This is a genomic window from Xanthomonas sp. WHRI 8932A (genome assembly GCF_035012785.1).
GTDB lineage: Bacteria > Pseudomonadota > Gammaproteobacteria > Xanthomonadales > Xanthomonadaceae > Xanthomonas.
In genome coordinates, this window is sequence record NZ_JAYGQQ010000004.1 from 154293 (window position 1) to 174972 (window position 20680).

Below are 20680 nucleotides of genomic sequence, written 5' to 3' on the forward strand. Positions count from 1 at the left end.
TCGCCCTCTCGCCCTCTCGCCCTCTCGCCCTCTCGCCTTCTCGCCCTCTCGCCCTCTCGCCCTCTCGCCCTCTCGCCCTCTCGCCCTCTCGCCCTCTCGCCTTCTGGCCTCCTGGCCTCCTGGCCCTCTCGCCTGCGGGCCTTCTGGCCTTGTCGACGTATTCGGCTTCTCGACGTGCTCTGCTTCTCTGGCATCCCCACCCTTCCCCCGCCAGCGGGGGAAGGTGCCCGCAGGGCGGATGGGGGCAGCAGTCGTCAGCCAACCCCCACGCATGCGGCCCCCACCCCATCCACCACCCATCCAAACGGCAGACATCACTGCAGACCGGTTCTTGCACCGCCGCATGGCAGCCACCTCGCCCCGCATATAATCGGCAACTTACTTTTACTCAGCAGGCCCCGCCAGATGGCGCAGACGATGAAGGCGCTGGTCAAGCGCGAAGCGAACAAAGGCATCTGGATGGAGCAGGTTCCCGTGCCCACGCCAGGCCCCAACGAGGTGCTGATCAAGCTGGAAAAGACCGCCATTTGCGGCACCGATCTGCATATCTACCTGTGGGACGAATGGAGCCAGCGCACCATCACGCCTGGCCTGACCATCGGCCATGAGTTTGTCGGCCGTGTGGCCGAGCTCGGTTCAGCGGTCACCGGTTACCAGGTCGGCCAGCGCGTCTCGGCCGAGGGCCACATCGTCTGCGGTCACTGCCGCAACTGCCGTGGTGGCCGCCCGCACCTGTGCCCCAACACGGTGGGCATCGGCGTCAACGTCAACGGCGCATTCGCCGAATACATGGTGATGCCGGCGTCCAATCTGTGGCCGATCCCGGACCAGATCCCCTCCGAGCTGGCCGCGTTCTTCGACCCGTACGGTAACGCCGCGCATTGCGCGCTGGAGTTCGATGTCATCGGCGAAGACGTGCTGATCACCGGCGCCGGACCGATCGGCATAATTGCCGCCGGCATCTGCAAGCACATCGGTGCGCGCAACGTGGTGGTCACCGACGTCAACGATTTCCGCTTGAAGCTGGCCGCCGACATGGGCGCCACGCGCGTGGTCAACGTGTCCAACACCTCGTTGAAGGAGGTGATGAAGGACCTGCACATGGAAGGCTTCGACGTCGGCCTGGAAATGAGCGGCAACCCGCGCGCGTTCAACGACATGCTCGATTGCATGTACCACGGCGGCAAGATCGCCATGCTCGGCATCATGCCGCGCGGCGCCGGCTGCGACTGGGACAAAATCATCTTCAAGGGCCTCACCGTGCAAGGCATCTACGGCCGCAAGATGTACGAGACCTGGTACAAGATGACCCAGCTGGTGCTGTCGGGATTCCCGCTGCAGAAAGTGCTGACGCACCAACTGCCGATCGACGACTTCCAGAAAGGCTTCGACCTGATGGAAGAAGGCAAGGCCGGCAAGGTCGTATTGAGCTGGAACTGACCGAGCGGCAGTGAGCAACGCAAAAGGCGCCGCAAGGCGCCTTTTGCATGTCGCATGTTCGGTGTCAGACAGTTGCATCACGCGTGGCAGTCATCGCCCGCCACGCATGCACCAGCCACGCGTCTAACGCATCGCACTCACGGCCAGGTGACGGTGGCGGTCGCCACCAGATGGTTCTGCGAATTTTGCCGTCCGAAGCCGAATTCGGCCGCTTCGCTGGTGTCGTAATAGCCCACGGTCAAACCCAGCGGGCCGAAGGTCTTGCCCACGTTCACGCCGAAGTCGTTGTAGTCGTGGTCCACCTGGCTCAGCGCCGAGGTGTAAATGCTGTGCCCGGCGTGCGCGCCAACGGTGAAGTCATGCGGCAACGCCCAGTTGGCGTCCAGTGCGTAGTAATACCCATCGGTGTCGGTGCCGTACAGATCGTTGGTGTAGGCAACGGTCAGGCTGTAGGTCTTCAGGAACGTGGTTTTGGTGATCAGCTCGGCGTAATTGGAAGCGCCAGCGCCCAGGTACTGGTAGCGGTTCACCATCACGTCGAGATTGAAATTGGTGCTCAGATCGGTGTTGTAGCCGACAAAGCCGTCCACTTCCCAATCCGGATCGCCAGCGCCGAAATCGACATTGGAGGCCCAGGTGCCGACGTAGAACCCGTACGGCAATTTGTAGGTCAGCCCGGCCTGAAACGCGGGTTCTTCGTTGGTCTGCGAGATACCGCGGAACAGGTAATCGCTGGTCACCGCAAAGGTGCCGCTGAGCGGCGACGCGGGCGCCTCTTCGTCCTGTGCCTGTGCAAGCGGCACCACACCCAACAGCAGCAACGACGACAGACAACAAGCGAGCGGGGAAGGCTTCATGGGCATCTCCTGAAACGATGGGCGGTCGGTTGGCGAGCGAAGACTGCAATGACTTCTTAGTCCAACTGTCATTGCAGCGCAACATAAAAGTCGCGCTCGCTCGATCCAGCGCACATCTCTGGTCGCCGATACGCTAGTCAGATGCCTGTTTCATCGACCGATCGGGCCGAATCTTGATGGCGGGGAGTGGGAAGTCGCACCAGCCACAGCAGGACGCATGCGCTGCGAATCTTTCCTGCCGACTGCCTAACCTGAAGCAGGGCGTCGCCCGCCTGCCTGCATCAGGCTGGAAACACGCCGTAGTGCCGTGCGGACAGTCGCAGCTGCTGGCCGGGCTCGAAGCTTCCTGCCGAGGCCGGTAGTTCCACTTCCACCTCATTGCCTGCCGGCTGCAGCGTGGCACGCAGGCGCAGGCGCGCCCCACTACGCTGCGACCAGGCCACCGTGGCTGGCCAGCCGGCGTCGTCAGGCACCAAATCTTCCGGACGCACGTACACCTCGACCGGGCCGGCGGCCAGTGCGGCGTTAGCAGCCGGCAACGCGTGGCCTGCCACCTGGATCTGCCCTTGCGCCAGCACACCGGGAATGCGGTTCACCGCACCCACGAACGAATACACGAACGGCGAAGCCGGCTTGTCGTAGATCATCGCCGGGGTGTCGAGTTGCTCGATGCGGCCACGGTTGAGGATGGCGACGCGGTCGGCCAGTTCCAGTGCTTCTTCCTGATCATGAGTCACGAACACCGTGGTCAGACCGGTCTGCTCGTGCAGCGCGCGCAGCCAGCGCCGCAGATCGCGGCGCACCTGCGCATCCAGCGCGCCGAATGGCTCGTCCAGCAGCAGTACGCGCGGCTCGATCGCCAGCGCACGCGCCAGTGCCACACGCTGGCGTTGCCCACCCGAGAGCTGGGTGGGATAGCGTTGCTCCAGGCCCTGCAATTGCACCAGCGCCAGCAGTTCTTCCACCCGCGCACGGATACGCGCTTCGGCCCAGCGCTCGTTGCCGCGGCGCACCCGCAGCCCGAAGGCGATGTTCTCGAACACGTCCATATGCTTGAACAATGCGTAGTGCTGAAACACGAAACCGACCCGGCGCGACTGCACGCTCATACGCGTGGCATCTTCATCGCCGAACAGCACTTGCCCGCCATCGGCGTGCTCCAGCCCGGCCATGATCCGCAGCAGCGTGGTCTTGCCCGACCCGGAGGGGCCGAGCAAGGCCAGCAACTCGCCCTGACGCACATCCAGGGTGATGTCGTCCAAGGCGGTGAAGGTCTCGAACTGCTTGCGCAGGCGGTGGATGCGGATGCCCATGGTCACCTCAATGGCGGTGGTTGGCGGCCAGCGAATCGCCGTGCCGCCATTCCAGATACGTCTTCAGCGCCAGCGTCAGCAGCGCGGTCAAGGCCAGCAGCGACGCGCACGCAAATGCGGCGCTGTAGGCGTATTCGTTGTAAAGAATTTCCACATGCAGCGGCAGCGTATTGGTGCGCCCGCGAATATGCCCGGACACCACCGACACCGCGCCGAACTCGCCCATTGCACGCGCCGCGCACAGCAACACGCCATACAACAGGCCCCAGCGGATATTGGGCAAGGTCACGCGCCAAAACATCTGCCAGCCATTCGCACCCAGACTCAGCGCGGCCAGTTCTTCGTCGCTGCCCTGTTGCTCCATCAGCGGCATCAACTCGCGCGCAATGAACGGGAAGGTGACGAAGGTCGTCGCCAGCACGATGCCCGGCAGCGCGAATACGATCCGCGGCAGCTGGATCACCAGCTCGCCCAAGGCCGGCAACTGCACCCGCCAACCTTCATCGATCAACGGCCAGGCCCAACCGCTGCGGCCGAAGATCAGCACGAAGATCAAGCCCGCCACCACCGGCGAAACCGAGAACGGCAGGTCGATCAGGCTGACCAGCAGGCGTTTGCCCCAGAACTGATGTTTGCTGATGGCCCACGCCGCGGCAACGCCGAAGATCAGATTCAACGGCAACACGATCGCCGTCACCAGCAGCGTCAGCTTGATCGCCGACAACGCATCCGGGTCGACCACCGCGCGCAAAAACACGTCCCAACCGCCGCGCAGCGCTTCGGCGAATACCAGCACCAGCGGCAGCAGCAGGAACGCCAGCAGAAAGACCAGCGCCCCCAGAATCATCAACCACTGCACCCAGCGCGGCTCATTGGTGGCCGAGTCGGTGATGCGGCGCGCCTGCTCGGTCATCGTGCGGGTCTGCAACATGGAAGGCAGCGACGAAGCAGCATTGCTCATGCGGGCCTCTGTTGATAGCGCAGCAGGCGTGCCTGCAGCGTGTTGACCAGCAGCAGGATCACGAACGACAGCAACAGCATTGCCGCTGCAATTGCGGTAGCACCGGCATAGTCGAATTCTTCCAGCCGGATGGTGATCAGCAGCGGCGCGATCTCGGTGGAATTGGGCAGATTGCCGGCGATGAAGATCACCGAGCCGTACTCGCCCACCCCACGCGCGAAGGCCAATGCAAACCCGGTCAGCACTGCCGGCCACAGCCCCGGCAGCACCACCCGCCACACGGTCTGCCAGCGCGAGGCGCCCAGCGTGGCAGCGGCGGCTTCCAGCTCACGCTCGCTCTCGGCCAGCACCGGCTGCACCACCCGCACCACAAACGGCAATCCCACGAATACCAGCGCCAGCACGATGCCCAGCTGGGTGTAGGCCACCTTGATGCCAATCGCCTCCAGCCAACGCCCGACCCAGCCGTTTTCACCATACAAGGCGGTCAGCGCAATGCCGGCCACCGCAGTTGGCAACGCAAACGGTAGATCGATCACCGCATCGAACAAGCGCTTGCCCGGAAAGCTGTAACGCACGAACACCCACGCCACCCAGGTGCCCATCACCGCATTGAAGGCGCCCGCTACGAAGGCCGTGCCAAAGCTCACCCGCAGCGCCGACAGCACGCGCGGCTCGCTCCACACCTTCCACAAGCCTTCCCAGCCCAGACCGCTGGTCTTGATGAAGATCCCCAGCAGCGGGATCAGCACGATCAATCCGAGCCAGGTCAGGGTGATGCCCAGACTCAGGCCCAGCCCCGGCATCACGCGTCGGCGCGATGGCGACGCTGGGCGTGCAACCGACGTCTGCATGCCTACTTCTTGGCCTGGATCTGGTCGAACAGGCCACCATCGGCAAAGTGTTCCTGCTGCGCCTTATCCCAGGAGCCGAACGCCTGCTGGATGGTGACCAGCTTGATGTCCGGAAAACGGGCAAGGTCCGCCGGGTCGGCGAATTCGGGGTGGCGCGGGCGATAGAAATGCTTGGCGGCCAGCTTCTGGCCTTCCGGCGCGTACAGATAACGCAGATAGGCCTCGGCCACATCGCGCGTGCCGTGCTTGTCCACGTTCTTGTCGACCAGCGCCACCGATGGCTCGGCCAGGATCGACAACTTCGGCACCACGATCTCGAACTTGTCCTTGCCCAACTCTTCGCGCGCCAGCAACGCCTCGTTTTCCCAGGCCAGCAGCACATCGCCGATGCCGCGCTGCACGAAGGTCGTCGTGGCGCCGCGCGCGCCGGTATCCAGCACCGGCACGTTGCGGAACAGCGCCTGCATGTAGCGCAGGATGCGTTCGCGGTCGCCCTTGAAGATGTGATCGGCGTAGGCCCAGGCAGCCAGATAGTTCCAGCGCGCGCCACCGGAGGTCTTGGGGTTGGGGGTCACCACCGCCACGCCCGAGCGCAGCAGGTCCGGCCAATCATGGATGTTCTTCGGGTTGCCCTTGCGCACCAGGAACACAATCGTCGACGTGTAGGGCGCACTGTTGTCGGGCAGTCGCTTCTCCCAATCGGTATCGATCAGCTTGGCCTTCTGCGCAATGGCATCCACGTCATACGCCAGCGCCAGCGTGACCACGTCGGCCTCGATCCCGTCGATCACCGCGCGTGCCTGCTTGCCTGAGCCACCATGCGAGGTCTCCACGGTGACCGTGTCCTGCGGGTGCTGCTGCTTCCACTGCGCCGCAAACACCGTGTTGTAGTCGCGGTAAAACTCGCGCGTAGGGTCGTAGCTCACATTGAGCAGCCCGATGTCGCGCGCCCCCGCCGGGCCGGCCAGGGCCAGCAGGGTGAAAAGAAGGGAAGCAAGACGGATACGGGGGTGTGTCACAACGATCTCCTGGCCGGTGGGCGCAGCTGAACAGCAAGCATGCCATGCTGCGCAGCGGCACGCGGGCGGTGAAATGACATCAGTGCCGCCGCTTATGCCGATTTTGCATGACGTAGTGGTATGCCATTGTGATCGTTAACATTGCGCTTCTTTCTTTGCCACAGCGACCGCCATGACCCGTCCGCCTGCCGCGCTCACCGCCCACTACGCCGCCGAACTGGAGACGATCCAGTCCCAGGGCCTGTTCAAGTCCGAGCGCATCATCACCGGCCCGCAGTCGGCGCGGATCACGCTGGCCGACGGCCGCAGCGTGCTCAACTTCTGCGCCAACAACTACCTGGGCCTGGCCGACCACCCGGACATCATCCAGGCCGCCAAGGACGCACTGGACACGCACGGCTTCGGCATGGCCTCGGTGCGTTTTATCTGCGGCACCCAGGATCTGCATAAGCAGCTCGAACACACCATTGCCGATTTCTTCGGCACCGAAGACACCATCCTCTATGCGGCCTGCTTCGACGCCAACGGTGGCCTGTTCGAGCCGCTGCTCGGCGAGCACGACGCCATTATTTCCGACGCGCTCAACCATGCCTCCATCATCGACGGCGTGCGCCTGTGCAAGGCCAAGCGCTTCCGCTACGCCAACTGCGACATGGCCGATCTGGAAGCGCAGCTGCAGGCCGCCGATGCGGCCGGCTGCAAGACCAAACTCATCACCAGCGATGGCGTGTTCTCGATGGACGGCTTCATCGCGCCGCTGGACAAGATCACTGCGCTGGCGCGCAAATACAACGCGCTGGTGCATATCGACGAATGCCACGCCACCGGCTTCCTGGGCGCCACCGGGCGCGGCTCGGCCGAGGTCAAGGGCGTGCTGGACCAGATCGACATCTTCACCGGCACCCTGGGCAAGGCGATGGGCGGCGCGCTGGGTGGTTTCACCACCGCAAAGCGCGAGGTGATCGAACTGCTGCGCCAGCGCTCGCGCCCCTACCTGTTCTCCAACTCGTTGCCGCCGCACGTGGTAGCCGCCGGCATCAAGGCGTTCGACATGCTGGAAGCGGCCGGCGACCTGCGCACGCAACTGGTCGAAAACACCCGCTATTTCCGCGAGCGCATGACCGCCGCCGGCTTCGACCTCAAGCCCGGCGTGCATCCGATCAGCCCGGTGATGCTCTACGACGCACCGTTGGCACAGAAGTTTGCCGAGCGCCTGCTGGAAGAAGGCATCTACGCCATCGGCTTCTTCTTTCCGGTGGTGCCCAAGGGGCAGGCGCGTATCCGCACCCAGATCAGTGCCGCGCATACCCGCGAGCATCTGGATCAGGCCATCGACGCCTTCATCAAGATCGGCCGCGAACTCGACGTCATCAAGGCCTGAGCATGCGCACGGTGCTGCGCCAACGGCTCCTGCTCGCGGCGCACACCGATGCCCAGGCGCAGCTGGTCGCCGGCAGTTGGGAAACCCGCTGCCTGCATTTCCGTCGCCGCCTGCAGATTCGTATCGATGGCGAACCGCTGGGCCACACCACGCTCGAACACGTGGTACCCCAGGCCTGGTTCGGACGCCGCGCGGCGGCAGCGCTGTGCGCGCTGGTTGGCGACGACCCCAACGACGCGCGCAATCTGGCGCTGGCCTGTGCCGGCTGCAATCACGCCAAAGGACGGCGCCACGATGCCAATGGCGCCGGCGATGCACGCGCCATCGAGGTCGTCAGCGCGCTGCTCAGCGCGCGTCTGGCACGCTGGCGGGAACCGATGTCAGCGCCTGGACTTCCTCCGCGCTGAGCATCCGCCAGGCGCCTTTGCCCAACTCGCCCATCGGCAGCGGCCCGATCGCCACGCGCACCAGCCGCAGCACACCGATGTCCACGGCCGCCAGCAGCCGACGAATCTGCCGGTTACGGCCTTCGTCCAGCACGATTTCCAGCCACGCATTGCGCTCGCCCTCGCGCAGCAAACGCACCTGCTTGGCACGCAGCAGCGCGCCATCACCGTCGGGGTCGGGATCGATCACCCCGACCTGCAACTGCGCCAGCTGCTCGGCGCCAGGGCGGCAGTCGATCTGCACGTGATAGGTCTTGTCGGGCCCGGTCGCCGGGTCGGTCACCGCCGCGGCCCATTGCGGGTCGTTGCTGAAAAGCAGCAGACCTTCGCTGGCCTTGTCCAGCCGCCCCACCGGCGCAATCCAAGGCAGGCCGGCGCCGTCGAAACAGCGATACACCGTGTCCCTGCCCTGCTCGTCGCGCACGGTGGTGACCACGCCGCGCGGCTTGTTGAGCATCAGATAGACCCGCGCAGGCCCGGCCAACGGCTGGCCATCGACCGTGATCGCCTCATGCTGGTCGGCACGGATCGGATATTCAGGGTCGCGGATCACCCGCGCGTCCACGCTGACCCGCCCATCGGCGATCCAGCGTGCCGCTTCGGTGCGCGAACACACCCCCAGCTTGGACAACACCCGCGCCAGCCCATGGCGTGGCGCGGCGGTCACCGGTCCTGCCGCCGATGGACGCGGGACGCGCGTCGGCGCTGCCGAACCACGGTTGCGATGCCGGGACGTTGCCGGCGGAGGCCGCCGGGTCATGCCGTCCCGACCGTGCGGCTTACTTGTTTTCGATCGGCTTGGCGTCGGCTGCGGGCGCAGCCGGAGCCGGTGCCGCAACCGGACGCGCCTTGACCACACGCACGCCGCGCGCCTTCATCCAGGCATCGAACTCTTCGGCAGTCATGCGCTTGCCGTTCTGGCTCATGTCGAAGCGCCACGGCGTGTTGTCGAACGCGGTGGTGGCCTTGTAGGCCGCCGGATCGTTCGGATTGACGGTGCCGCCCGGCGGAATGACCTTGGCCAGATCCTGGCAACCTTCCACGCGCAGGCGCAGCAGCACGCGGTCCACCGACTGATCGCTGCTGTACGGCTGTGCCAGCACGCCCGTGGGCATGCCCAGCTGCACGCTGCGGGTGTAGAACTCGGCGGCGGCCGGTGCGATGACGGTGGCGGGCAACGGCAGCGGCTGGGACACCGTGCTGCCGGCGCAGTTCGGAGCGGCGTAGGCGGCGGGAATCAAGGCGAGACAGAGCAATCCTGCCGAAGCGGTACGCAGCATCGTTGGTTCTTCCAATAAAAGTGTGGTGTCGACGCGGCGAGTGTAGGCAGCGATGAACGCCGTTTCAACCGGAACCGTGCCTGGATGGCAACACAGACAGCATTGCAGCCTGTGCGCGAAGGAATTTGGGGATGTTCGGAGCGCACATAGACAAAACCCGGCACAAGGCCGGGTTTTGTATGGAACAAGCTAGCGGTCCGATTAGTTCTGGACGTTCAGCTCGGTACGACGGTTCTTCGCACGGCCTTCCGGATTGTCGGAACCATCCGGGTTGGCGTTCGGAGCAATCGGACGGCTCTCGCCGTAGCCGATCGGGCCGACCAGACGCGACGCATCAACGCCGTTCTTGGTCAGGTAGTCGTACACGGTGGTCGCACGACGCTCGGACAGCTTCTGGTTGTACGCGTCGGTACCCTTCGAGTCGGTGTGACCGGCAACCTCGACCTTCAGGTCGGGGTAACGCTTCAGGATCTCGGTCGCTTCGCTCAGGATCGACATTGCGTCAGGACGCAGGGTCGACTTGTTGAAGTCGAAGTTCACGCCCTTCAGGTCGATCGACACAGGCACCGGGCAACCGTCCGGACCGATGGTCTGGCCAGGCTGCGAAGCCGGGCACTTGTCGTCGCAGTTGTTGACGCCGTCACCGTCGTCATCCAGGTCTGCGCAGCTCGGAGCAACCGGAGCCGGAGCCGGCGGCGGAGCGGTCGACGGAGCCGGTCCCAACGGGATCACGACGCCGACCGAAGCCAGCACGTCGCCGAACCAGTCTTCCTGCGGAGCAGCAACGCTCTGGTCGTTGAAGTCGGCGCGGTAGGCCAGTTCAGCACGCACGGCGACGCGCTTGTCGAAGGTGGTCTGCAGACCGACACCAGCCTTGGCGGCAAAGTTGCCGTCTTTCTGCTGGCCCGGCGAAACCGGGTTCGGGGTTGCGTCGAACTCTTCTTCCGAACGCTGATAGCCCAGACCGAACAGCAGGTAGGGGTTCCAGCCGCGGCCTTCCTGGATGAAGTGGCGACGCAGGTCGAACGAGATGCCGTACTGGCTCCAGTTCTGATCCTGGTTGGCATCGAAGTTCGGGTTCTGATAGTTCAGTTCACCGTCGATCGACCAGTTCGGGCTGACAAACTTGCCCAGGCCCAGGGTGACGAACGGAGCATCATTGGTCAGACGATCGCTGTCCTGGAAGTTGAAGCCAGCGCTACCGGTCAGGTACCAACGGTCATCGAACTCCTGCGCGGACGCAGCCTGGGCAACTGCCAGACCGCCGAGCAACGCGGCAGTGAGAATTTTCTTGTTCATTTATACAGCTCCTTCTTTGGGAGATAAACCGATAGAGGCGTTGTTCTTGGTAAAGATGCTCGTCACATCCAGAGCCATCGGGGCGCAGATTAAGCCGGCCTCAGTGAAGATCGCGTTAACGGTCATATAACATGTGAAAGCAATCACCAGGGTTGCAAACCCCAGGCAATACTACGTATACAGTTTCATGAAGGAAAGGACCGGGCACTCACTTTCACCGGCCACCCCATCTGAACGGCAGCCGACTCTAGCCTGTTGGATACGGTTACAAGGCTGCTGGTTTTCAATGGCCACGACCCTGTCAAAAACCACATTGGTGAACGCAAGGCCCCGTGCGAGCTGAATTGTGGGGCCGGTAGTTGCAGCTGACTCGCTTCACAACGCACCCTGAACTTCCCATCAGGAGAGCCCCGATGAAAGCCGTCGCCCTCACCCGCTATTTGCCGATCGACGATCCGGCATCGCTGCTTGACATCGACATCCCCGTCCCTGCGGCGCCGTCGGGGTATGACTTATTGGTACGTGTCGAAGCGATCTCCGTGAATCCGGTCGATACCAAGCTGCGGGCGCCGAAGCCGCAGCCCCTGACCGAGCCGAAAATCCTGGGATACGACGCGGCTGGCGTGATTGAAGCAGTGGGCCCGGAGGTCACCGCGTTTGCCGTGGGCGATGAGGTGTACTACGCCGGCGATATCGGCCGGCCGGGAAGCAACGCGCAGTATCAGCTGGTGGATGCGCGCATTGCCGGGTGCAAGCCCACCTCACTGAGTTTTGCGCAGGCGGCCGCACTGCCGTTGACCACACTGACTGCGTGGGAGCTTCTGTTCCAACGCATGCCGTTCGCGTTCGATGGCGCACGCAATCGCGGCCGGCATCTGCTGATCATCGGCGGTGCCGGCGGCGTGGGGTCGATCGCGATCCAGCTGGCGCGGCATGCCGGCTTCACGGTGATTGCCACTGCCTCGCGCCCGGAGAGCATCGAATGGGTGCGGCAGATGGGCGCGCAGCAGGTGATCGACCATCACCAGCCGCTGCAGCCGCAGTTGCAGGCGTTAGGTCTGCCGCACGTGGATGCAGCGCTGAATCTGGCCGACACCGACCGCTACTGGCAGCAGCTGGGCGAGATCCTGGCGCCGCAGGGGCATGTCGGTCTGATCGTCGAGCCACGCGGCCCGCTGATGATTGGCGACCCCTACAAATCCAAGTGCATCGGCATCCATTGGGAGCTGATGTTTGCGCGGTCGCGCTACGCCACCGACGACATGGTGGAGCAGCATCGCATCCTCAACCGTACTGCGAGCCTGATCGATGCTGGTGAGCTGCGCACGACGCACACCGAGACGCTGTCGCCGATCAATGCCGACAACCTGCGCGAAGCGCATCGGCGGCTGGAGGGCGGCAGCACGATCGGCAAACTGGTGCTGGCCGGGTGGTAGCCGCGGTGGCTCGCGCCGCCTGCTTGCACGGCACTGAAATGCAGCCCGAGGGCGCCCGCGCCCGCCTTCGGGTTGCACGAGCGCTGTGATCGAGCGCCACCGCCGCATGGGCAGACGCTCCGCAAGGCAGGTCTTGGCCTAGCGGACGGTGTGACGTCGGCCAACCTGCAGCTGCGTCGCGGCCGGCAGAGCGGAATTCGGCACCCAGGGCTTGCCGCCACGCCCGTTTGCCTGCATCGTGCGCACTCCGTACGCCAGCGTATCCATATCATGTCGCCCGCCACCGGCCCTTCCGCCTCCTCCTTCCCGCACCTGTTCACGCCACTCGATCTGGGTTTCACCCAATTGCGCAATCGCGTCCTGATGGGCTCGATGCACACCGGGCTGGAAGATCGTGCGCGCGATTTCCCCAGGCTGGCCGCCTATTTCGCCGAACGCGCCGCAGGCGGAGTGGGCCTGATTGTCACCGGCGGCTTCTCGCCAAACGTGGTGGGTTGGCTCAAGCCGTTCGGCGGCAAGCTGTCGTGGCCCTGGGAAGTGCGCCCGCATCGCCAGGTCACCCGCGCGGTGCACGAACACGGCGCCAAGATCTGCATGCAGTTGCTGCACGCCGGGCGCTATGCGTATCACCCGTTGTCGGTGGCGCCATCCAAGCTGCAGGCGCCGATCAACCCGTTCACTCCGCGCGCGTTGTCGGCAGCGGCGGTGGACCGGCAGATTGCCGCGTATGCGCGCGCCGCGCGGCTGGCGCGCGAGGCCGGCTACGACGGTGTCGAGGTGATGGGCTCGGAAGGCTATCTGATCAACGAGTTCACCGCCGCGCGAACCAACAAGCGCACCGATGCCTGGGGTGGCGACGCAGCCAAGCGCATGCGGTTTGCGGTGGAGATCGTGCGTCGCATCCGTGAAGCCTGCGGGCCGGACTTCATCATCATCTACCGGTTGTCGCTGGTGGACCTGGTCGAAGACGGCAACCAGTGGCAGGAGATCGTGGCGCAGGCGCAGGCAATCGAAGCCGCCGGCGCGACCATCATCAACTCCGGCATCGGTTGGCATGAAGCACGCGTACCGACCATCGCCACCTCGGTGCCACGCGCCGCATTCGCCGGCGTTACCGCCAAGCTCAAACCGCACCTGCGCATTCCGGTGGTGGCGAGCAACCGCATCAACATGCCGGAAGTGGCAGAACGCATTCTGTCCGACGGCGCAGCGGACATGGTGTCGCTGGCGCGCCCGCTGCTGGCCGACCCGGAGTGGACCAACAAGGCCCGCGCCGGGCAGTCGCACACCATCAATACGTGTATCGCCTGCAACCAGGCCTGCCTGGATCACGTGTTCGAAAACAAACTGGCTACCTGCCTGGTCAACCCGCGCGCGGTGCACGAAACCGAGCTGATCTATACGCCCACCACGACACCCAAGCGCATTGCCGTGGTCGGCGCCGGACCGGCGGGGCTGGCGTGCGCGACGGTGGCGGCCGAGCGCGGGCATCGCGTCACCTTGTTCGATGCGAGCAGCGAGATTGGCGGGCAGTTCAATGTCGCCAGGCGTATCCCCGGCAAGGAAGAATTCAACGAAACGCTGCGCTATTTCCGTCACCGGATCGAAGCGACTGGCGTCCAGCTGCGTCTGGACACGCACGTGCAGGCAGCAGACCTCAAGGACTTCGACGAGGTTGTGCTGGCGACCGGCATCGAGCCGCGCAAGGTCGACTTCCCCGGCGCCGATCACCCGATGGTGGTGAACTACCTGGATGTGGTGCTGGGTCGGCATGTGGCCGCCCCCAAGGTGGCGATCATCGGCGCGGGTGGCATCGGCTTCGATGTCGGCGAATTTCTGGTGCACGCCGGGGAGTCGCCAGCGCTGGATCCGCAGCGCTGGATGGCCGAATGGGGCGTGGACCCGACCTTCGAAGCGCGCGGTGCGCTGGCCAAGCCGCAACCCGAGCCCCCTACCCGTCAGGTCTGGCTGCTGCAGCGCAGCTCCGGCCGCCCCGGTGCCCGCCTGGGCAAGACCACCGGCTGGATCCACCGAGCAACGCTCAAGGCCAAGGGCGTCAAGATGCTGGGTGGCGTGGAGTATCTGGGCGTGGACGATGCCGGCCTGCGCATTCGCGTGGACGGCGCCGAGCAATTGCTCGATGTCGGCACCGTGGTGATCTGTGCCGGTCAGGAACCGCGACGCGAGCTGCTGGCCGCCCTGCAGGCCAATGGCCAGCAACCGCACCTGATCGGCGGCGCGGACGTGGCCGCCGAACTGGACGCCAAGCGTGCGATCAACCAGGCCAGCCGACTCGCTGCGACGTTGTAATACGTCAGCCGATGACGCACCAGACAAGGCCGGGATAAGGTTGTGGTGCACCGTCCCGGAGCATAGCAATCGAGCGGCAGGCCGCTTTCTCCAGTGGAAAGCGGCGTTGACGTTGCAGCGGAACGGCTGCCACCCTCGCCTGCAATAACGCCCTCATCGCCTTCTCGCTGCCGTGGCATGCAGCGTTCTTCTTATTGTCTTGGATCGGGGCTATAAGCGGCGGATGCGGACGTCACCGACAACGCGCTTGCTCCCTCCCCTGTCAACGGACACGTTGCTGGCGTACACGGCTGCACACTTCGGCAAAAGCCTGCTCTGGTACACCGGCGAGTTGTTGCTGATCTTCGCCTTGACCGAATACGTGGAACTGAGCGCAACCGCTGCCGGCTTGTCGGTCGCAGCCGGGCTGCTCGTCAGTGCAGGCATGGGGGTGTTCGCTGCGCACCGCTGGCGTGCGGGTGTCAGCCTCGCATGGGCGGGGCGCGTGCAATGGCGAGGCATGTCGCTGGCGGCAGTGACGATGTCGTTGTTGTTTCTGGTTCCGGTATTGCCACCACCTGCACGCCTGCCTTGCGTGCTGTTACTCAGCCTGCCGTTTCGTGCGGCCTACGCCATGGGTGACGTCGCGCAGAACACGTTGCTTGGACTGTGCCGTTGGCCATGGCGCGGAGCGCAAGGCGTGAGTGCGCTGCGATTGATCGGCAGCGGCTTGGCCGCATTATTGATGAGTGCAGCGATCGGGCTGCTGTTGCACACAGGGCACCATGCTGGGGCCGCGACTGCAATGACGGTTGTGGGCACGGTGAGCACCATCGCAATGACCTCGTCCTGGTGGCTGCGCCAGACGCTGCACACGCACACGCAGCACGTTAGTAGCCCACCTGCCGATCGATCGATCGCATCCTCGCGTAGCCATCCACGGTTGCCGATAGTGGTGATTGCGTTGCTGTCGCTGGCCTTGCCGACGTTTACCAAACTGGCGCCGTATCTGGCGCAGACGCTGGTCATCTCGCAGCGTTGGGGTAGCGCGCTCCTGATCAGCTACGCCATTGGCTCGGTGGTCGTACAACCGCTGGCCGCGCGCCTGCCTACCAGCGCGCGCCAGCGACTGGGATATAGCGGTATCGCGTTGGTCGGCTGCGGGCTGCTGTTTGCATTGCAAACAACGCGCAGCGTCTGGCCGGATGCAGCACTGGCCCTTGGCGTGGGCATGGCGGCGGGCAGCGTGGGGCACTGGGTGTGGGCGCGTCATGCCGAACTCTCCATGCACTACGACCCGGCGCACCAAGCTCGCCGCTTTGCCATGCTGACCGCCGTCGCACAGATTGCGCTTGCGCTAGGCAGTGCTGTGGTCGGGCTGCTGCTCCATCTCTACAACGACCACGATGCACCTCAAGAGTCCCTGGCATGGTCGATGGCGCTCGGTCCCATCGCCTGCGGCTTGGCCTGCCTGCTGCTGGCCTGGAGCACCCGCGCCTTCTCGCTTGCACGGCGATTGCCTGCAGAAACAACACCGACACCGCTATAAACTTGACCGCGCACACCTAGTTGCACGTTACGCATTTCCTCGACGATTACCACGCGAAAACGTGTCGTTTGTACCAAACACACACGCGTCACTGTCGTGTTGGCCGATATGGCCGAAGCACGATGCAGATCCAGTCGCTGCATTGGCCAACACCACGTTCGCAATCAAGGCACGCAATCGTCCGAATCATTGCGCCACCTCGAATATGCGCCTCTGAGCGATGCGCGTGATCGTAGATAGGACCGTGGACATCGATCACTGATGACGCATGACCGCGACGACCACGCCATACGATGTGGCGATCTCGGATATCCGCCGATCCAGCAAGACCCTGCGCAGATCCGACTACAGTTGAGTAAATGATGATTGCGACGAGAGGGTCGTGGAGATCGTTGCGACACCGATGCAGCAGCGCAGTATTGCAATCGCCTACGACACTTCATGCGTACATGGGCAGACAACTGCTCGCTCACCAATGCCGCAGGATGTGCGACGCCGACGCGTACAAAACGTGCGACTGCTTGTGTGCGTCCACTTCAACGACACCCGAATTTAATGACTGTTTTTTCGTTTCCAGATAACGCGTGCAGCCAGCGTAAAAGCAGAACTCACCAACGATCCAGGTGTGCCATCTGCGTAATGTCAAAACACGACCAATGCACATGATCCCCTGTCGCTGCGCGAATGCGACGCGCATTGCATGGTGCGATGCGTGAGGCATTACCGACGCAACCTAGACACAGCCGAGGCAAGCCCGCGTCAACCCCGCCCATTCAGCCAAGATTGTGTGATTGGCGCCTACCTTGCGCCAACTTTTTGACCCACCTCATTTGGTGGGCACCTTCGGTAGATCTCTCTTTCACCGAAGACCGGGCGGCCCGTGACAGGTCGCCTCCCCATGACGCCAAGCCTTTCGTACTGGTGCATCCACTTTGGATGCTCTACGAACCGGCCCATACGGAGCAAGGAGTTGTATGAAGATGATTTGGATATTCTGGCTGGCGCAGTTGATGCCGCAGCCAGCTGCAGATTCGCTGTGTTTGAGCACGACCGTTTATCTGGAAGCGCGCGACCAGACCTTGCGCGGCCAGCAGGCTGTTGCGGAAGTTGCGTTGCGTCGACTGGACAGCGGTTTGTGGGGCGACTCGATGTGCGAGGTAGTCACTGCACGCAAGCAGTTCGCACCGACAATCGTCGCGCCGGGCACGCAGTTGAAGAACGACGATGCCTGGAACAAGGCATTGGGCGTTGCACTCGCCGCAGAACGTAACTGGGCGTTGCCTGTGGGTCAGCGCAAGGAGATCGTGCCTGGCGCCAGCCACTTTGCCGCGAGCGCGATTGCTAGCCCGAGTTGGCGGAATGCGTATCAGGTTGCCACCATCGGCGATCACACTTTCTACCGCGTGCAGAAGTTGCGGCCGCGCACTGCGTCGTAACGACCTCGTGGGCTGATCGCGTTGCAACGTGTCCACACCGTTGCGATACCGCATTCGGCTGATAACGCCGCGTTTTCGCACGAGCCGATCAGTGCGTAGCTCTATGCACGGTGTCTCGCGATGCACGCAAGCGCCCTTTGTGCGCTGCCGGCAAATCGCTACGCGTGATGACGCCGATGACGTGCAGCATTTGTGGCGCGACCGCGACAACCAAGCACCCGACATCGGCGCCGGCCATGTGATCGACTGCGTCGCGTAGCGGATGCTGTTCGCCAATGACAACCGCCGCGCCGCACGTGCGCGATTGCAGCACTGATGCGATCGCCATTGATGCGGCAACAGCGTCAGTACACGCGGCCGTGTCGTCTCGCACGAAAACGCTTTTCCACATTGCGCAGTGCGCTACACGTCGCGCTACAGGTCGCAATACGCCCAGCCTTACATCGCGTTGCCGTTGATCCCATGGCAGCACAGCTGGCCGCCCAACCCGGCTAAGCTTGCACCCCCTAGTCCTCACTGGATGCACATGAAGCTCTACACCAAGCCCGGCGCCTGTTCACTTGCAGACCACATTGTGCTGCGTTGGTCCGGGCTGCCGTTCGACCTGGTCGTGGTCGATGCAGCCACCATGAAGTCGCCCGAGTATCTGCAGCTCAATCCCGCAGGCGCCGTGCCGTTGCTGGTGGTCGATGATTGGGCGTTGACCCAGAACGCGGCCATCCTGAATTACATCGCCGATGTTGCGCCGCTCACCAGCCTGGGCGGTGACGGCAGTGCGCGTAGCCGCGCCGAAATCAATCGCTGGATCGCTTTTTCGAATGCCGATGTGCATCCGACCTTCAAGCCGATCTTCGGCAGCACCGCGTATCTGCAGGACGAGGCATTGATCGCGCGCAGTCACGACGATGCACGCAACAAGTTGCGCGCGCTCTACACGCGCGTCGATGCGCATCTGCAGGGCCGCGAGTGGCTGGCCGGCGACAGCCATACCGGCGCCGATGCCTATCTATTCGTGACCTTGCGCTGGGCCAATAAGGCAGGCGTGGACCTCAGCGGCCTGACCGCACTGGATGCGTTCTTCAAGCGCATGCAGGCCGATGCGGATGTGCAGGCCGCCCTGAACGCCGAAGGCCTGTCGTAATCGGCACTGCGGTGTAACGGGTGACGTGATGCCACGTCACACGATAAGGCAGCCCATCGCAGCGCGTGCAGATCATCGCGCTGTGTCGCCCGCAGACCATCGCAGCAGATCGAACTCCGCATGCACGTTCATCGCCTGCATGCAGACAAAAAAACGCCGGGCAATGCCCGGCGTTCTTGTAGCAAATACAGCTTGTAGCAACTACAGCTGCAAACCTCAGCCCAGCAGGTGCGACACGCCGCTGCGCTCTTCTTCCAGCTCGGCCAGGGTCTTGTCGATGTACTTCTGGCTGAAGTCGTCGACCGGCAGATCCTTGACCAGGGTGTACTGGCCGTTTTCGGTGATCACCGGGAAGCCAAAGATCACGCCTTCCGGAATCCCATAGGAGCCGTCGGACGGCACGCCCATGGTGACCCACTTGCCGTTGCTGCCCAGCACCCAATCACGCACGTGATCGATGGCGGCATTGGCAGCCGATGCGGCCGAGGATAGGCCGCGCGCTTCGATGATCGCCGCACCGCGCTTGCCCACGGTCGGGATGAAGGTAGACGCATTCCATTCCTGGTCGTTGATCGCATCATTGATGGACGCGCCATCGGAGGTGGCGAAACGGTAGTCCGGGTACATGGTCGGGCTGTGGTTGCCCCACACCACCAGCTTTTCGATGCCGCCGACCGGCTTGCCAAGCTTGAGCGAGAGCTGGCTCAGGGCGCGGTTGTGGTCCAGACGCAGCATGGCGGTGAAGTTCTTCGGGTTCAGATCCGGCGCCGACTTCATCGCGATGTAGGCATTGGTGTTGGCCGGGTTACCGACCACCAGCACCTTGACGTCACGCTTGGCCACCTTGTTCAACGCCGCGCCCTGCGCGGTGAAGATCTTGGCGTTCTCCAGCAGCAGGTCCTTGCGCTCCATGCCCGGGCCGCGCGGACGCGCGCCGACCAGCAGGGCCACGTCGATGTCCTTGAACGCCACTTCGGCGTCGTCGGTGCCGACCATGCCGGCCAGCAGCGGGAACGCGCAGTCTTCCAGCTCCATCATCACGCCCTTGAGCGCGGCCTGGGCCTTCTCGTTGGACAGTTCCAGCAATTGCAGGATCACCGGCTGATCCTTGCCCAGCATTTCGCCCGAAGCGATACGGAACAGCAGGGCGTAGCCGATCTGGCCGGCAGCGCCGGTCACAGCAACACGAACAGGTGCTTTCATGGGGTGTTTCCTCTGCTAAAAAGCGTTGGTGGGGGTCGCGCGCTGGCGTGGCGCAAGGCCTGGCGGCGCGCTTTGACAAGCAAACGGCCGCACATGGCGGCCGTTCGATGGGGTGCGATCAGGCGGCGAGGATCTTGTTCCACTCCGCAACGCGGTCGGCCTTGGCGGCCAGCACGGCGTCGGTGTCGCCTTCGATGGTGAGCGTGTTGATGGTGTCGCCCTGGGCAACGCTATCCACCACGTCCAGGCCCTGTGTGACCTTGCCGAACACGGTGTGCTTGCCGTCCAGCCACGGGGTGGCGGTGTGGGTGATGAAAAACTGGCTGCCATTGGTGTTCGGGCCAGCATTGGCCATGGACAGCACGCCGCGCTCGTGGCCGACGCCATTGTTGGTTTCGTCTTCGAAGCGATAGCCCGGGCCGCCGCGGCCGGAACCTTCCGGGCAACCGCCCTGGACCATGAAGTCGGCGATGACGCGGTGGAAGCTCAGGCCGTTGTAGAAGCCGCGCTTGGCCAGGTTGACGAAGTTGGCGACGGTGAGCGGTGCCTTCTCCGGGTACAGCTCAACAACGATCGGGCCGCGGGACGTGTCGAAAGTGGCGATCAGGGACATGGAAATCCTTGCAGGTTCTGGGGTGATCAACAGCCCATTAGGATACACCCGGGCGCGTGGACGACCGCGCAGTTACGACCATGGTCCAAGGCTGTCGCCGGGCCTGGATCCGCCCGCCGTCACGCTGCCTGAATGGGGGATCTGAATTGCCTTCAGCTAATCC

17 protein-coding genes and 1 pseudogene are annotated in these 20680 nt (G+C 63.9%); 8 read left to right on the forward strand and 10 right to left on the reverse strand.

The genetic code is table 11. From position 1 onward, the window contains the following. Nucleotides 1-405 precede the first annotated feature (405 nt). Nucleotides 406-1440, forward strand: a complete 1035-nt coding sequence (gene tdh, locus VC212_RS07810) for an L-threonine 3-dehydrogenase (RefSeq protein WP_193552432.1) — start codon at nucleotides 406-408, stop codon at nucleotides 1438-1440. 137 nt (nucleotides 1441-1577) lie between these two features. On the opposite strand, the gene VC212_RS07815 is transcribed toward tdh, so the two are convergent. The 5 genes and pseudogenes from VC212_RS07815 to VC212_RS07835 form a co-directional block, all read right to left on the reverse strand. After that, the gene (locus tag VC212_RS07815; RefSeq protein ID WP_115512395.1) at nucleotides 1578-2297 is read right to left on the reverse strand and encodes a TorF family putative porin; all 720 of its coding nucleotides are present in this window, start codon (nucleotides 2295-2297) and stop codon (nucleotides 1578-1580) included. Nucleotides 2298-2578: 281 nt separating this feature from the next. Next, a complete protein-coding gene (locus tag VC212_RS07820) occupies nucleotides 2579-3610 on the reverse strand; it encodes a sulfate/molybdate ABC transporter ATP-binding protein (protein WP_055846341.1) in 1032 nt (343 codons plus the stop codon). Between the two features lie 7 nt (nucleotides 3611-3617). Continuing rightward, nucleotides 3618-4571 (reverse strand): sulfate ABC transporter permease subunit CysW, encoded by a 954-nt coding sequence (gene cysW / locus VC212_RS07825; protein ID WP_055846044.1) that lies wholly within the window; start codon nucleotides 4569-4571, stop codon nucleotides 3618-3620. After that, nucleotides 4568-5425, reverse strand: a complete 858-nt coding sequence (gene cysT, locus VC212_RS07830) for a sulfate ABC transporter permease subunit CysT (protein WP_055846046.1) — start codon at nucleotides 5423-5425, stop codon at nucleotides 4568-4570. The genes cysW and cysT overlap by 4 nt, the downstream gene beginning before the upstream one ends. Nucleotides 5426-5427: 2 nt before the next feature. Next, a pseudogene (locus VC212_RS07835) lies at nucleotides 5428-6524 on the reverse strand (sulfate ABC transporter substrate-binding protein). Nucleotides 6525-6616: 92 nt separating this feature from the next. On the opposite strand from VC212_RS07835, the gene kbl reads away from it, so the two are divergent. Further along, on the forward strand, nucleotides 6617-7825 hold the full coding sequence (gene kbl / locus VC212_RS07840) for a glycine C-acetyltransferase (protein ID WP_323515125.1): 1209 nt from the start codon (nucleotides 6617-6619) through the stop codon (nucleotides 7823-7825). 2 nt (nucleotides 7826-7827) lie between these two features. Beyond that, on the forward strand, nucleotides 7828-8232 hold the full coding sequence (locus VC212_RS07845) for an HNH endonuclease (RefSeq protein WP_323515126.1): 405 nt from the start codon (nucleotides 7828-7830) through the stop codon (nucleotides 8230-8232). Here VC212_RS07845 and VC212_RS07850 read toward each other — a convergent pair. From VC212_RS07850 to VC212_RS07860, 3 genes are all read right to left on the reverse strand, one after another. Further along, nucleotides 8171-9031, reverse strand: a complete 861-nt coding sequence (locus VC212_RS07850) for a pseudouridine synthase (RefSeq protein WP_323515127.1) — start codon at nucleotides 9029-9031, stop codon at nucleotides 8171-8173. The two genes, VC212_RS07845 and VC212_RS07850, sit on opposite strands and share 62 nt — an antisense overlap. A gap of 19 nt (nucleotides 9032-9050) precedes the next feature. Beyond that, a complete protein-coding gene (locus VC212_RS07855; RefSeq protein WP_055846060.1) occupies nucleotides 9051-9551 on the reverse strand; it encodes a hypothetical protein in 501 nt (166 codons plus the stop codon). A 201-nt stretch (nucleotides 9552-9752) separates the two neighbouring features. Beyond that, a complete protein-coding gene (locus VC212_RS07860) occupies nucleotides 9753-10850 on the reverse strand; it encodes an OmpA family protein (protein WP_055846063.1) in 1098 nt (365 codons plus the stop codon). Nucleotides 10851-11263: 413 nt separating this feature from the next. Between VC212_RS07860 and VC212_RS07865 the strand changes: the two genes are divergently transcribed. From VC212_RS07865 to VC212_RS07885, 5 genes are all read left to right on the forward strand, one after another. Beyond that, nucleotides 11264-12286, forward strand: a complete 1023-nt coding sequence (locus VC212_RS07865; RefSeq protein ID WP_323515128.1) for a zinc-binding alcohol dehydrogenase family protein — start codon at nucleotides 11264-11266, stop codon at nucleotides 12284-12286. A gap of 270 nt (nucleotides 12287-12556) precedes the next feature. Continuing rightward, nucleotides 12557-14596 (forward strand): NADPH-dependent 2,4-dienoyl-CoA reductase, encoded by a 2040-nt coding sequence (locus VC212_RS07870; protein ID WP_323515129.1) that lies wholly within the window; start codon nucleotides 12557-12559, stop codon nucleotides 14594-14596. Between the two features lie 247 nt (nucleotides 14597-14843). After that, the gene (locus VC212_RS07875; RefSeq protein WP_323515130.1) at nucleotides 14844-16124 is read left to right on the forward strand and encodes an MFS transporter; all 1281 of its coding nucleotides are present in this window, start codon (nucleotides 14844-14846) and stop codon (nucleotides 16122-16124) included. 974 nt (nucleotides 16125-17098) lie between these two features. Next, nucleotides 17099-17560 carry a cell wall hydrolase gene (locus VC212_RS07880; RefSeq protein WP_055846073.1) on the forward strand — a complete coding sequence of 154 codons (462 nt, stop codon included), beginning with the start codon at nucleotides 17099-17101 and terminating at the stop codon, nucleotides 17558-17560. Nucleotides 17561-18086: 526 nt separating this feature from the next. Next, nucleotides 18087-18701, forward strand: a complete 615-nt coding sequence (locus VC212_RS07885) for a glutathione binding-like protein (RefSeq protein WP_115527206.1) — start codon at nucleotides 18087-18089, stop codon at nucleotides 18699-18701. Nucleotides 18702-18917: 216 nt separating this feature from the next. On the opposite strand, the gene VC212_RS07890 is transcribed toward VC212_RS07885, so the two are convergent. Both VC212_RS07890 and VC212_RS07895 read right to left on the reverse strand, forming a co-directional pair. Beyond that, nucleotides 18918-19904, reverse strand: coding sequence for a malate dehydrogenase (locus tag VC212_RS07890; protein WP_323515132.1), 987 nt, complete (start codon nucleotides 19902-19904; stop codon nucleotides 18918-18920). Nucleotides 19905-20022: 118 nt separating this feature from the next. Beyond that, entirely contained in the window at nucleotides 20023-20517 is a 495-nt protein-coding gene (locus VC212_RS07895) for a peptidylprolyl isomerase (RefSeq protein ID WP_055846084.1), read from the reverse strand. Nucleotides 20518-20680: the final 163 nt, after the last annotated feature.

Bases quoted from the DNA above. Each gene is read 5' to 3' on its own strand.
- tdh (WP_193552432.1), top strand. From the start codon at position 406: ATGGCGCAGACGATGAAGGCGCTGGTCAAGCGCGAAGCGAACAAAGGC.
- VC212_RS07815 (WP_115512395.1), bottom strand. From the start codon at position 2,297: ATGAAGCCTTCCCCGCTCGCTTGTTGTCTGTCGTCGTTGCTGCTGTTG.
- VC212_RS07820 (WP_055846341.1), bottom strand. From the start codon at position 3,610: ATGGGCATCCGCATCCACCGCCTGCGCAAGCAGTTCGAGACCTTCACC.
- cysW (WP_055846044.1), bottom strand. From the start codon at position 4,571: ATGAGCAATGCTGCTTCGTCGCTGCCTTCCATGTTGCAGACCCGCACG.
- cysT (WP_055846046.1), bottom strand. From the start codon at position 5,425: ATGCAGACGTCGGTTGCACGCCCAGCGTCGCCATCGCGCCGACGCGTG.
- kbl (WP_323515125.1), top strand. From the start codon at position 6,617: ATGACCCGTCCGCCTGCCGCGCTCACCGCCCACTACGCCGCCGAACTG.
- VC212_RS07845 (WP_323515126.1), top strand. From the start codon at position 7,828: ATGCGCACGGTGCTGCGCCAACGGCTCCTGCTCGCGGCGCACACCGAT.
- VC212_RS07850 (WP_323515127.1), bottom strand. From the start codon at position 9,031: ATGACCCGGCGGCCTCCGCCGGCAACGTCCCGGCATCGCAACCGTGGT.
- VC212_RS07855 (WP_055846060.1), bottom strand. From the start codon at position 9,551: ATGCTGCGTACCGCTTCGGCAGGATTGCTCTGTCTCGCCTTGATTCCC.
- VC212_RS07860 (WP_055846063.1), bottom strand. From the start codon at position 10,850: ATGAACAAGAAAATTCTCACTGCCGCGTTGCTCGGCGGTCTGGCAGTT.
- VC212_RS07865 (WP_323515128.1), top strand. From the start codon at position 11,264: ATGAAAGCCGTCGCCCTCACCCGCTATTTGCCGATCGACGATCCGGCA.
- VC212_RS07870 (WP_323515129.1), top strand. From the start codon at position 12,557: ATGTCGCCCGCCACCGGCCCTTCCGCCTCCTCCTTCCCGCACCTGTTC.
- VC212_RS07880 (WP_055846073.1), top strand. From the start codon at position 17,099: ATGAAGATGATTTGGATATTCTGGCTGGCGCAGTTGATGCCGCAGCCA.
- VC212_RS07885 (WP_115527206.1), top strand. From the start codon at position 18,087: ATGAAGCTCTACACCAAGCCCGGCGCCTGTTCACTTGCAGACCACATT.
- VC212_RS07890 (WP_323515132.1), bottom strand. From the start codon at position 19,904: ATGAAAGCACCTGTTCGTGTTGCTGTGACCGGCGCTGCCGGCCAGATC.
- VC212_RS07895 (WP_055846084.1), bottom strand. From the start codon at position 20,517: ATGTCCCTGATCGCCACTTTCGACACGTCCCGCGGCCCGATCGTTGTT.